Origin of the sequence: Pedobacter chinensis (genome assembly GCF_003339865.1) — a bacterium.
Classification (GTDB): domain Bacteria; phylum Bacteroidota; class Bacteroidia; order Sphingobacteriales; family Sphingobacteriaceae; genus Pedobacter; species Pedobacter chinensis.
Window position 1 is genome coordinate 121,201 of sequence record NZ_QPKV01000010.1, and the last position, 12,536, is coordinate 133,736.

General features: G+C 38.3%; 13 protein-coding genes and 1 pseudogene. 13 read left to right on the forward strand and 1 reads right to left on the reverse strand.

Going from position 1 to position 12,536, the window contains the following annotated elements:
* Positions 1-9 precede the first annotated feature (9 nt).
* On the reverse strand, positions 10-717 hold the full coding sequence (locus tag DU508_RS20030) for a DUF4397 domain-containing protein (RefSeq protein WP_115404547.1): 708 nt from the start codon (positions 715-717) through the stop codon (positions 10-12).
* Between the two features lie 561 nt (positions 718-1,278).
* On the opposite strand from DU508_RS20030, the gene DU508_RS20035 reads away from it, so the two are divergent.
* The 13 genes and pseudogenes from DU508_RS20035 to DU508_RS20095 all read left to right on the forward strand — a co-directional run bounded on the left by DU508_RS20035 (position 1,279) and on the right by DU508_RS20095 (position 12,513).
* Positions 1,279-1,980, forward strand: coding sequence for a GNAT family N-acetyltransferase (locus tag DU508_RS20035; RefSeq protein WP_115404548.1), 702 nt, complete (start codon positions 1,279-1,281; stop codon positions 1,978-1,980).
* The gene (gene argG, locus DU508_RS20040) at positions 1,980-3,176 is read left to right on the forward strand and encodes an argininosuccinate synthase (protein WP_115404549.1); all 1,197 of its coding nucleotides are present in this window, start codon (positions 1,980-1,982) and stop codon (positions 3,174-3,176) included. The genes DU508_RS20035 and argG overlap by 1 nt, the downstream gene beginning before the upstream one ends.
* A 146-nt stretch (positions 3,177-3,322) precedes the next feature.
* The gene (gene argC, locus DU508_RS20045; protein WP_115404550.1) at positions 3,323-4,309 is read left to right on the forward strand and encodes an N-acetyl-gamma-glutamyl-phosphate reductase; all 987 of its coding nucleotides are present in this window, start codon (positions 3,323-3,325) and stop codon (positions 4,307-4,309) included.
* 61 nt (positions 4,310-4,370) lie between these two features.
* Entirely contained in the window at positions 4,371-4,688 is a 318-nt protein-coding gene (locus DU508_RS20050) for a four helix bundle protein (RefSeq protein ID WP_233509688.1), read from the forward strand.
* 102 nt (positions 4,689-4,790) lie between these two features.
* On the forward strand, positions 4,791-5,939 hold the full coding sequence (locus DU508_RS20055; RefSeq protein ID WP_115404605.1) for an aspartate aminotransferase family protein: 1,149 nt from the start codon (positions 4,791-4,793) through the stop codon (positions 5,937-5,939).
* A gap of 84 nt (positions 5,940-6,023) precedes the next feature.
* Positions 6,024-6,230 (forward strand): four helix bundle protein, encoded by a 207-nt coding sequence (locus DU508_RS24370; protein WP_115404551.1) that lies wholly within the window; start codon positions 6,024-6,026, stop codon positions 6,228-6,230.
* A 113-nt stretch (positions 6,231-6,343) separates the two neighbouring features.
* A complete protein-coding gene (locus DU508_RS20065) occupies positions 6,344-7,324 on the forward strand; it encodes a Rossmann-fold NAD(P)-binding domain-containing protein (RefSeq protein WP_115404552.1) in 981 nt (326 codons plus the stop codon).
* 105 nt (positions 7,325-7,429) lie between these two features.
* On the forward strand, positions 7,430-8,218 hold the full coding sequence (gene argB, locus DU508_RS20070; RefSeq protein ID WP_115404606.1) for an acetylglutamate kinase: 789 nt from the start codon (positions 7,430-7,432) through the stop codon (positions 8,216-8,218).
* Positions 8,219-8,506: 288 nt separating this feature from the next.
* Positions 8,507-9,322 (forward strand): annotated as a pseudogene (proC, locus tag DU508_RS20075) (pyrroline-5-carboxylate reductase); the annotation flags it as partial.
* A 68-nt stretch (positions 9,323-9,390) separates the two neighbouring features.
* Entirely contained in the window at positions 9,391-10,458 is a 1,068-nt protein-coding gene (locus tag DU508_RS20080; protein ID WP_115404554.1) for a M20 family metallo-hydrolase, read from the forward strand.
* Between the two features lie 183 nt (positions 10,459-10,641).
* On the forward strand, positions 10,642-11,973 hold the full coding sequence (gene argH / locus DU508_RS20085) for an argininosuccinate lyase (protein ID WP_115404555.1): 1,332 nt from the start codon (positions 10,642-10,644) through the stop codon (positions 11,971-11,973).
* 19 nt (positions 11,974-11,992) lie between these two features.
* Positions 11,993-12,181 (forward strand): hypothetical protein, encoded by a 189-nt coding sequence (locus DU508_RS20090; RefSeq protein ID WP_115404556.1) that lies wholly within the window; start codon positions 11,993-11,995, stop codon positions 12,179-12,181.
* A complete protein-coding gene (locus DU508_RS20095; protein ID WP_115404557.1) occupies positions 12,181-12,513 on the forward strand; it encodes a type II toxin-antitoxin system RelE/ParE family toxin in 333 nt (110 codons plus the stop codon). Before DU508_RS20090 ends, DU508_RS20095 begins: the two co-directional genes overlap by 1 nt.
* Positions 12,514-12,536: the final 23 nt, after the last annotated feature.

Below are 12,536 nucleotides of genomic sequence, written 5' to 3' on the forward strand. Positions count from 1 at the left end.
GGTTAAATTCTATTTGATGGTCACTGCAATTAAATTAAGCGGTCTTTCAATATCGCTCGAAGGATTTAGCAGGCCTCCGCAAATTATATCATAATGATATCCTGCTGCTAATGTAATGCTGTTAGAAACTGCTTTCACTGTTCCTGATGAGGTTTCTTTTACATCGAAAGTGTAAGTTCCTGGAGCGATGGCAATAAAAGCACTTGCTGATTTGTAAGTTTTGTTTCCAATAAGTGCAGTTGCTTCTCCTGTTTTTGCTAAATCCAGCGCTGGCGCATCTGGAGATAAATTAATATAACGGATATAAGCCTTGTCGGTTGATGGTAAACTCAAATCATCAGTAATGGTTAAGCCATCTAATGCTTCGGGTTTATTAATGAGATAAAAACTGTGGTAAGAGTTAGGGTTTAAAGTAATATTTTTAGTAAGCAAGCTTTCTGCATTGTTTTCTGAGGTGAACTTTATGGCATATGAACCTGAGGAATAATTTCCGTAAGCGGTAGTGCCACCGTAGGGCAAGGCAGCAGAACTAATTGAACTGCCATTTACAAAAGCGTAATAAGTGGCTAGTGTTGGTGCGGTATTGATCACTCGCAGCTGACTTAAAGTAGTGTCGCTTTCCTCTTTTTTACAAGCAAAGAATGTTACTGAAATGAATAGAAGGATAACTGGAAAAAATTTTGAATTTTTAAAAAGAATTGGGGTAAAGTTCTTCATTACTTTTTAGGGTTTGATTTAAATAAACAAGTATTGATAAAACGGTAGCAACATTGAATTCGCTACAGATATGCAAATGTTGTGTTTATTCAGTATTGAACGATGTTAAATGATGTTAAGTGGATGTTAAAGTTTGCGGGCGTTTTTTAACATTGTTAAAATTGCAGAAGATGAGGCAAGTTGATTTATCATGAATTAATTAGAATATTAGATTAATTTCCGGAAATCTCATGAATTTCAATTAATATAAAAATGTAAAAAAGTTAAAAAATATTGTGTAACTCAATTATTATTTAAACCTTTGCATCTCAATAGAGTTAAAGCCGTTTTAATACGCAAGAAATGATTAAACAATTTTTACATAAACTTTCTGTTTTCACAGCGCAGTTAATGCCTGGAAAAAGTCTGTTTATTAATCGTTTCCAACCTGTGTTTTATTATCCCACAAGCCGGCAAAATTTTACTCCACGCATTTAGTACTCTATACTAAACGTACGAGGAATTGATCCTCTCTAAAAACCCAATTAACAAAAATACTTTTATTTTTTCGTTAGAAAATTAATGGATATTAACGAATTTATTGTACAGGTTGCACTCCCTGAACATCGTGTATTTGCTGAACAGATCGTAACCGAGATGGCCGAATCTGCAAAAGCACGCGGCACCGGTATCGCTAAACGTTCTCCGGATTATGTTGCCAATAAAATGCAAGAGGGCAAAGCCGTTATCGCATTTCATAAAGATGGGCGATGGGCAGGTTTTTGCTATATCGAAACGTGGAGCCATGGGCAATTTGTGGCCAATTCGGGCTTAATCGTATCACCTGAGTTTAGAAAAGCAGGCTTGGCGCATGCCATCAAAGAAAAGGTTTTCGAACTTTCCAGAGCTTTATATCCTAAAGCAAAGATTTTTGGTTTAACCACTGGTTTGGCTGTAATGAAAATCAATTCTGATTTAGGTTACGAGCCTGTAACTTATTCTGAGTTAACGCAGGATGAGGAATTTTGGAAAGGTTGCCAAAGCTGTGTAAACTTCGAGATTTTAAAAATGAAGGAACGTAAAAACTGTATGTGTACAGCAATGCTTTACGATCCTGCTACTCAAAAGCACGATGCAGCAAAAAAATTCGCAGAAGAATTACAAAAGAAACCCAAATTATACGAGCGTTTTATGCGCATCAAACAACGTTTGGTTGTTAAACCTAAGCCAAAACCAGGCTTAAAAGTATTGATGTTTTTATTTACCCTGTTATTTAATAAGTAATGAAGAAAAAAGTTGTTTTAGCTTTTAGCGGAGGTCTTGATACCTCATTTTGTTGTATTTATCTGGCTCAGGATCGTGGCCTGGAAGTTCACTCTGTAATTGTAAATACAGGTGGTTTTTCTGATGAAGAATTGCAGGAAATTGAGAAAAGAGCTTACGCTTTGGGTGTGGCATCACATGCTGTGGTAGATGAAACAGAAAGTTATTATAATGATTGCATTAAATACTTAATCTTCGGAAACGTATTAAAAAATGCCACTTACCCTTTGTCTGTTAGTGCAGAACGTGTTAGTCAGGCCACTGCAATTGCCAATTATGTTAAAAAAATCGGCGCTGATTATGTAGCTCATGGAAGTACAGGTGCGGGTAACGATCAGGTTCGTTTCGATATGATTTTCAATATTCTTATTCCTGAAGTTGAAATCATCACGCCCATCAGAGATTTAAAATTATCCCGCGAAGCGGAAATAGAATATTTAGCAGAACACGGTGTGGAGTATAGCGCTGCAAAAGCACAATATTCAATTAATAAAGGTTTATGGGGAACATCGGTAGGTGGAAAAGAAACGTTAACTTCTCACGAAACTCTACCGGAAAGTGCCTGGCCAACCCAGGTTTCAGAAGCAGAATCCCGTAAAATTGAATTAACCTTTGAAAAAGGCGAGCTGGTTGCCATTGATGGCGAAAGTTTAGAACCTGTTAGGGCGATTCAAAAATTGCAGACCATTGCTCAACCTTTTGGAATCGGTCGCGATATTCATGTTGGCGATACGATTATTGGTATTAAAGGGCGTGTCGGTTTTGAGGCCGCAGGTCCGGTAATCATTATTAAAGCACACCACACTTTAGAAAAACACACTTTAACAAAATGGCAGTTAAGCTGGAAAGAACAATTATCTTCTTTCTATGGAAACTGGTTGCACGAAGGTCAGTTTCACGATCCGATCATGAGGAATATTGAAGCTTTTTTAGCCGATACGCAAAAGGTAGTGAGCGGTAAAGTATTTGTCGAACTACTACCATATCGTTTCCAGATTATCGGTATTGAATCGAACCACGATTTAATGAGCAATAAATTTGGCAGCTACGGCGAAATGAATAATGCCTGGAGCGGAGAAGATGTAAAAGGTTTCTCTAAAATATTTGGTAACCAGGTAATGATTTGGCATAAAGTGAATGGAGAGGTAGAACGCTAAAAGGTTTGAAGGCTGAAGGTTTCTAAACGCATCGTCATTGCGAGGAGGAACGACGAAGCAATCTTTTTAGCGTGTCATCCTGAGCTTGTCGAAGGAAATATTAGAATTTATACTTTTTACATATCCCTATAGTGATATAACAGATTATGGGTAATAAAATTAAAGCAGGAATAATTGGTGGTGCCGGATACACAGGTGGCGAAATGCTCCGTATCCTGATTAACCATCCAAATGTTGAAATTGCTTTCGTCAATAGCACCAGTAATGCAGGGAATTTGATTTCTGATGTGCATACGGATTTAATCGGCGATACAGATTTAAAATTTGTAAGCGATATTCCTCAGGATATCGATGTGCTTTTCCTGTGCGTTGGACACGGCGATGCCAGAAAATTTCTAGCCGCCAATCTGGTAAATGATAGCATCAAAATCATTGATTTATCTCAGGATTTCAGATTGGCTGCAAACGCTTCATTTGAAAATCGAGACTTCATTTACGGACTACCTGAATTAAACCGCGATAAAATTAAATCGGCTAAAAATATTGCTAACCCAGGTTGTTTTGCAACCTGTATTCAATTGGGCTTATTGCCGTTGGCTAAAAAAGGCTTAATTAGTAGTGAAGTTCACATCAATGCTACAACTGGTTCAACCGGCGCCGGACAAAGTTTATCTTCAACTTCTCACTTTAGCTGGAGGAACAATAATCTTTCGATTTATAAGGCTTTCGAGCATCAACATTTGAATGAGATTGGCGAAAGTTTGTTGCAATTGCAGCCTTCACTATCTGAGGCCTTGAGTTTCATCCCACAACGTGGCGCATTTACCAGAGGTATTTTGGCCGCAATGTATTTGGAAAGTGATTTGACTTTAGAAGAAGCACAAACTATTTACGAAGAATATTACAGTGCTCATCCTTTTACACATGTAAGCCGGAAAAACATCGATTTAAAACAGGTTGTCAATACAAACAAAGCACTGGTGCATGTAGAGAAACATAATGGCAAGTTATTCATCATCAGCATTATTGATAATCTGCTTAAAGGCGCCAGTGGACAAGCCGTTCAGAATATGAACTTAATGTTTGGTTTGGAAGAAACAGGAGGGCTGAAGTTGAAATCGGCCTATTTTTAGGTTGAGGGCAAGAAGGTTGAGGGCAGGAAGGTTTGGATGCAGACCTGCAAAATTTTAAAGTATGAGAGATTATCAAAAATTAGATATTTGGAAAAAAGCCCACTTATTTACTTTACAAGTATATAAGGAAATTCTGCCTGCAATGCCTATTGAGGAAAAGTTTGCCTTAACCCAGCAAATTCGGCGGGCCGCCTATTCAATTCCTTTAAATATTGTAGAAGGAAGTGACAAACATACAGATAAGGATTTTGTGAGTTATCTTGATAATGCACTTGGCTCTACAAAAGAAGTAGAATATGCTTTTATTCTTATTCGCGATTTAGCTTATATCAGTTTAGAAGTTTATGAACTTGTAAATAAAAGCATTAATGAAAATTAAGGCGATGTTAATCGCATTTATTAAATTTTTGAGGGGCAGGGGAAAAGGTTAGCCTTTATGGGCCTTCTACCTTTCAACCCTCAACCTTTAACCTTAAAAAATATGAACCTATTCGACGTTTATCCTCTTAATGATATAGAAATAACAAAAGCAACGGGCAGCAATGTTTGGGATGCTAATGAACAAAAATATTTAGATTTATACGGCGGCCATGCTGTGATTTCGATTGGTCACACCAATCCGCATTATGTGAGTCGCTTAACTGACCAATTGAACAAAGTAGGTTTCTACTCAAATTCAGTTAAAATTCCCTTACAAGTTCAGCTTGCCGAGAAACTGGGCGAAGTTTCCGGTAAAAAAGATTTTCAATTATTCTTGTGTAACTCTGGTGCCGAAGCAAATGAAAATGCTTTAAAACTGGCATCGTTTTATAATGGAAGAAAAAAAGTAATTGCTTTTACCGGTGCTTTCCACGGACGAACATCTTTAGCAGTTGCTGTAACCGATAATCCTAAAATTGTGGCACCGGTTAATCAAACAGAAAATGTAATTTTCCTGCCACATAATAACGAGGTAGCCCTAGAAGAGACCTTCAAAGCACAAGGCGATGAAATCTGTGCGGTAATTATCGAAGGTATTCAAGGAGTAGGCGGCATTAAAGAAGCTTCAAAAAGTTTCTTACAAAAAATCCGTTCACTTTGTGATGAATATAATGCAGTTTATATTGCTGATTCTGTTCAATGTGGATATGGTAGAACAGGATTGTTTTATTCACATGATTATTCTGGTGTTGAAGCCGATGTTTACACCATGGCAAAAGGAATGGGCAATGGATTTCCGGTAGCAGGTATTTCGATTGCACCTAAATTTAAACCTTGGCATGGCGAATTGGGCACAACTTTCGGCGGAAACCATTTGGCCTGTGCCGCAGCATTGGCTGTTCTTGAAGTGATGGAAAAAGATAAATTAATGAAAAACGCTGAAGAAATTGGGAACTATTTAATCACTGAATTAAAGAAATTTGAACAAGTGGTTGAAGTTCGTGGCCGTGGATTAATGATTGGTATTGAGTTGCCCGCAACGTTGGCTCATGTTAAAAAAGATTTACTGTTTACACACCATATTTTTACCGGCGAAGCAAAACCAAATGTAATCCGTTTGCTGCCAGCCTTGAATTTAACTAAAGCACATGCTGATGAGTTTTTAAGTGCTTTTGAGAAAGCGGTTAAAGGTGTAGGGTATAAGGTGTAAGGTTATGGGAGACTATAAAAGACTTGACGTATGGAAAAAAGCTTACGAACTTAATATGTTCATTAAGAAAGAAATTGCAACAAAATTCCAAAAGAAGAAAGATTTGAACTAACGTCGCAATTAACCAGAGCATCATTGTCAATTCCCCTAAATATTGTTGAAGGATGTGGTAGATTTACAGAAAGATTTTGCACATTTTCTAGATGCTGCTTAGGTTCGACAAATGAAATAGATTATTGTTACTTATGTGCTTCAGAATTGAAGTATATAAGCGAAGAATATAAGAAGTAAACCAATCAATTAACGAAGTTAGCGCAATGCTGATTTCTTTTTTGAAATTTTTAAGAACAGGTGGAGGGGGAAAACCTTAAACCCTACACCTTAAACCCTACACCTTAAAAAAAATGAAACTTTTCACTTCCGTACACGATGTTCCAAGCATCAAACAATTTGTAAAAGATGCCCTTGAATTAAAGGCGAATCCATACGCGCACCAAAGTTTGGGTAAAAACAAAACCTTAGGGTTGGTTTTTATGAACCCGAGTTTGCGTACCCGTTTAAGTACGCAAAAGGCGGCTTTAAACTTAGGTATGAATGTGATGGTTATGAACCTTGATAAAGAAGGCTGGGCTTTAGAAACGCAGGATGGTGTAGTCATGAACGGCTCAACAGTAGAGCATATTCGTGAAGCAGCTGCGGTTATGGGGCAATACTGCGATATTCTTGGTTTACGTTCATTCCCAAAATTGAATAACCGAGAGGAAGATTACAGTGAAGATTTTTTTAACAAATTTGTAAAATATTGCGCTGTTCCGGTGGTAAGCTTAGAAAGCGCAACACGCCATCCTTTACAGAGTTTTGCTGATATTATTACCATTCACGAAACCTGGAATCCACTAAAGGTTGGTGCGAATGTTAAACCAAAGGTTGTTTTGGCCTGGGCACCGCATGTTAAGGCATTGCCGCAAGCCGTACCAAACTCTTTTGCAGAATGGATGTGTAAAGCACAAGCGGAAGGAATGATTGATTTTACAATCGCTCAACCTGAGGGGTACGAACTTGCTGAAGAATTTACACCTGGTGCAGATATTCAATATAATATAGAAGAAGCATTGGCTGGCGCTGATTACGTTTATGTAAAAAACTGGAGTAGCTATAAGGAATACGGAAAGGTTTTAACTTATCCGGATGGTTGGATGATGAATAACGAAAAGCTGAAATTCACAAATGATGCAAAGGTAATGCACTGTTTGCCTGTGCGTCGCGATTTGGAATTGTCTTCTGAGATTCTGGATGGACCGAATTCGTTAGTGATCCATGAAGCGGGCAATCGCTTGTGGGCTGCGCAAGCCGTGATTAAAGCAATGTTGGAAGAATTAAAATAAAGAATCCGTCGTTGCGAGGCACGAAGCAATCTTACAACTATGGATTGTAATCTTTTGCTTTAGGATTGCTTCGTGCCTCGCAATGACGAACTAACTTACTTAGATATGAAGCAACTTACCATCATAAAAATCGGCGGAAATGTAATTGACAACTCTGAAAACTTACATCAGTTTTTGCTGGATTTTACAGCATTACCTGGCGATAAAATTCTGGTTCATGGCGGTGGTAAAATTGCAACCGAACTTGGAGAAAGCTTAGGAATTGAAGCAAAAATGGTTGAAGGACGTCGCATTACGGATATTGAAACTTTGCGCATTGTGACCATGGTTTATGCGGGTTTGATTAATAAAAACATGGTAGCGCAATTACAGGCTAAAGGTAGCAATGCGATTGGTTTAACAGGAGCCGATGGCAATATTATTAAAGCTAAAAAACGCCCTGTAAAGGAAATTGATTATGGCTTTGTTGGCGATTTAGATGAAAATTCTGTTTCTGCAGAAACTTTGGATCGGTTGCTAAAAGCAGGATTGGTTCCGGTTTTATGTGCAATTACACATGATGGCGAAACTCAGCTTTTAAATACCAATGCCGATACAATTGCATCATCAGTTGCAGTGGCAATGTCATCATTATACGAAACGCGTTTAGTATATTGCTTTGAGAAAAAAGGTGTATTGAAGGATGTAAACGACGATAATTCTGTGGTTAGAGAAATCAAAGCAAATGAATTTGAAAGCTTAAAGGCTGATGGGACCGTACAGGGCGGAATGATTCCTAAATTGCATAATGCTTTTGAGGCAATTAAAAAAGGGGTTTCTGCAGTTTATATTGGCAAGGCCGATGAGTTGGCAGAACTTGCTGAAGAAACTTTTGGAACAAAAATGTTGAAGTAGGGATAAAAAGCGAAGGAGAAAGGTTGACGATGTATCGGCAATTGCGAGACACGAAGCAATCTTACAACTATCGCTACTCAAACCTAGCAGCAACCCTGACTGAATAAGCTGTCATTCTGTGGCACGAAGAATCTGCAAGCGATGAAACAGACACTTCGTTCTTCAATATGGCAGAGATTAAAAAGATTGAAGTGAATAGCAGAACTGAAACATAAATAGATTTGCTGAAACTGTTTTCTAATAATATTAAACTAATATCGGTGTAATCTTTTTCATCGGTGCAATCATTTAAAAATGAAAAAAATAGCCATAATAGGAAGTGGAAATATCGGTTTATCATTGGCAAAAGGGTTAGTAAAAGCCGATTTTGCTAAAGCTGGCGACATTACGCTTACTCGTAGAAATATCGACCACCTAAAATCTTTCGCTGAAGCCGGATTTTTAATAAGCAACAATAACAAGCAGGCGGTTGCCAATGCTGACGTTGTAATTTTGGCGGTGCTCCCTCAGCAGCTAAATATGGTTTTAGACGAAATTAATTCATCAGTTAATCCGGCTAAACATTTGGTTATTTCAGTAATTTCTGGTGTAAGTTGCGCTGCGGTTCGCGAGAAATTAGGTAATGAGGTAGAGGTTATTCGTGTGATGCCAAATACTGCAATTGCAATCGGTCAGTCGATGACTTGTATGGCGAGCGATAATGCATCAGCAGAAAATATTGCAGAGGTAACCAAAATGTTTGAAACTGTTGGTTCGGTGGTTAAAATAAACGAAGATTTAATGACTTCGGCAACTGCGCTTTGTGCTTGTGGCATTGCCTTCTTTTTAAGGGCCATCAGGGCGGCATCGCAAGGTGGTGTGGAAATTGGTTTCCATGCTGATGAAGCGTTGAAAATGGCGGTTCAAACGGCAAAAGGGGCAGCTGATTTACTTTTATTACACGGCACACACCCTGAATCAGAAATAGATAAAGTAACTTCGCCGAAAGGTTGTACAATTGCTGGTTTAAACGAAATGGAACACAATGGTTTTAGCTCATCGTTAATAAAAGGCATTAAACTTTCTGCCTTAAAAGCGGGAAATTTATACACTAAAGAAGGTTAAAGGTATAAGGTTAAAGGTGTAGGGTTAGGGCTCCACATCTTGATACTTGATACTAAATACTTGCTACTATGTTATTAGAAAATATACAAAAAGAAAGTCTGGATTTATTGCGGCAATTAATTCGTATTCAGTCTTTTAGTAAAGAAGAAGACAGAACGGCGAATTTAATCGCTCAGTTTTTGGAGGAGAGGGGAATTAAAACCCAGCGTAAAATGAATAATGTTTGGGCATACAACAAGCATTTCGATGCGGGTAAGCCAACCGTTTTATTGAACTCGCATCACGATACGGTTAAACCAAATTCAGGTTATACCCGCGACCCGTACGATGCCGCAATTGAAGGCGATAAATTATTTGGCTTGGGCAGTAATGATGCAGGCGGTTGCCTGGTTTCGTTAATCGGAACGTTTTTATATTATTACGAACAAGAGCATTTAAAATATAATATCTGCCTGGCAGCTACAGCTGAAGAAGAAATTTCTGGAAACAATGGACTGGAACTGGTTCTTCCGGATTTAGGCGAACTGGAATTCGGAATTGTTGGCGAGCCAACCGAAATGAATTTGGCTATTGCAGAGCGTGGTTTATTGGTGCTGGATTGTGTATCTCACGGAAAAGCGGGTCATGCGGCCAGGGAAGAAGGAGAAAATGCGATTTACAAGGCTTTGAAAGACATTGAATGGTTCAGAAATTATCAGTTTCCAAAAGTATCAGAAGTTTTTGGATCGCTGAAAATGACGGTTACGATTATCAATGCGGGTTCTCAGCATAATGTAGTGCCGGCAAATTGCACTTTTACAGTTGATGTTCGCGTTACAGATGCTTACACTAACGAAGAGGTTTTAGAGATTATCCGTGCGAATGTGGATTGTGATGTTACCCCACGTTCTATCCGGTTAAAACCTTCGTCAATTGATAAAAATCATCCGGTAGTTCAGGCTGGTGTTGCACTTGGAAAAACAACTTATGGTTCGCCAACAACATCAGATCAGGCATTATTAGATATCCCATCGGTAAAATGTGGCCCTGGTTTTTCTGGCCGTTCACACATGGCCGATGAGTTTTTATACGTTCGGGAAGTGGCCGAAGGTGTAGAGGGATATGTGAACATGCTGAAACCGGTTATTCAAGGTTAAGGGTTTTGAAGCCGAGGACATAAGGTTTGGATGCCTAACTTAAATGCCCTTGTACTTCTTAAATGGTTTAAAAAAACTTGGTGTTCTCTGTGAAAACTCGCTGCACTCTGTGGTAAAAATGATTGATTAGCTTTGGGAGCTTTGCGAAAAACTTAGTGCGCTTTGCGGTTAAATAAATTTAAAATGAAGATTTGGCAAAAAAATATAGATGTAAATAAATTCGTAGAAAGCTTTACTGTTGGTAAAGACCGGGAACTGGATTTACAAATGGCAAAATTTGATGTTTTGGGCTCTTTGGCGCATACACAAATGTTAGAAACCATTAATTTGCTCACTGCTGATGAGTTAAAAACCATTCAGCAGGAACTTAAAAATATTTATGCTGAGATTGAAGCCGGAAACTTCATCATAGAAGATACGGTGGAAGATGTACACTCGCAGGTAGAGTGGTTGCTTACTCAACGTATAGGTGAGGCGGGTAAAAAAATCCACAGTGGCCGTTCACGTAACGATCAGGTTCTGGTTGATTTAAAACTATTCTTTCGTGCTTGTATTGAAGATATGGTTCATCAAACTTCAACGTTGTTTAACCAACTGATTGAATTGAGCAATACCCATGCAGATAAATTGATGCCAGGCTATACGCATTTGCAGATTGCAATGCCATCATCTTTTGGTTTATGGTTTGGTGCTTATGCCGAAAGCCTTGCCGATGATATGGAACTGATGCTCGCCGCCTGGAAAATCACGAATAAAAATCCATTGGGCTCTGCAGCAGGTTATGGTTCATCGTTCCCCTTAAACAGAACTTTAACTACAGAATTATTAGGGTTTGAAAGCTTAAACTATAACGTGGTTTATGCGCAAATGGGCCGTGGCAAAACGGAAAGAATTTTAGCGCAGGCCATGAGTGCAGTTGCAGCAACCCTGGCTAAAATGGCGATGGATGTTTGTTTGTTCATCAATCAGAATTTCGGTTTTATCAGCTTTCCAGCCGAATTAACCACAGGTTCGAGCATTATGCCGCACAAGAAAAACCCTGATGTTTTTGAGTTAATTCGTTCGCGCTGCAACAAAATTCAGGCCTTGCCAAATGAAATTGCGATGATGATTACTAATCTTCCATCCGGATACCACCGCGATTTGCAATTGTTAAAGGAAAATCTTTTCCCGGCAATTACTTCGCTTAATGAATGCCTTGAAATCGCGACTTTTATGTTCCGGAACATTACCATTAAGGATGATATTTTAAAAGATAGGAAGTACGATTACTTATTTAGTGTAGAAGTGGTTAACGATTTGGCCCTGCAAGGTATCCCTTTTAGAGAGGCTTATAAAATAGTTGGCGAACAGATTGAAAATGGTACTTTTGCACCATCGAGCCAAATACATCATACACACGAGGGCAGCATTGGCAACCTTTGTAATGAGCAGATTTCGGTGGCAATGCAGAGTGTTTTGTCGCAGTTTGGTTTCGGTAAAGTGAATAAAGCCATAGAAGATTTGATTAAATAATTTTGCTAATTTTGTAATTATGATAACTTTAACAATAGAAATTAAGGATAAAGATGCTGGATTCGTAAAGGAATTTCTTAGCAAGATTGGTGCTAAAGTTAAAGTAGAGCCAACAAGTCAAATTACTTCAGAAATTGCACAAGCTTTAAAGGAAATTAAAGAGATGCAGCAAGGCAAGCGCAAGCCGTTGAGCTTAAAGGATATTTAATGGGCAATAGTGTTATTTATTCTGCTGTCTTTATCAAAAAAGCAAAAATCTATAAAAAGAAATACCTTTCTTTAATGAACGACCTTTACGAACTGGAAGAAAAGCTTCTGGAAAATCCCGAGCAAGGGATTGATTTAGGCGCAGGTCTTTATAAAATTAGATTAGCTGTAAAAAGCAAAGGAAAAGGTAAAAGCGGTGGATTTAGAATAATAACTTATTTAATTTCAGATACTCCTAGTGGGACAATCGTCAATATGTTAACCCTTTATGACAAATCTGAAGAGCGTAATATCGATAAAAAAGAACTTCAAAAGATAATTAAAGCATTATAAATTTGCTGACATCAGCATTCAAT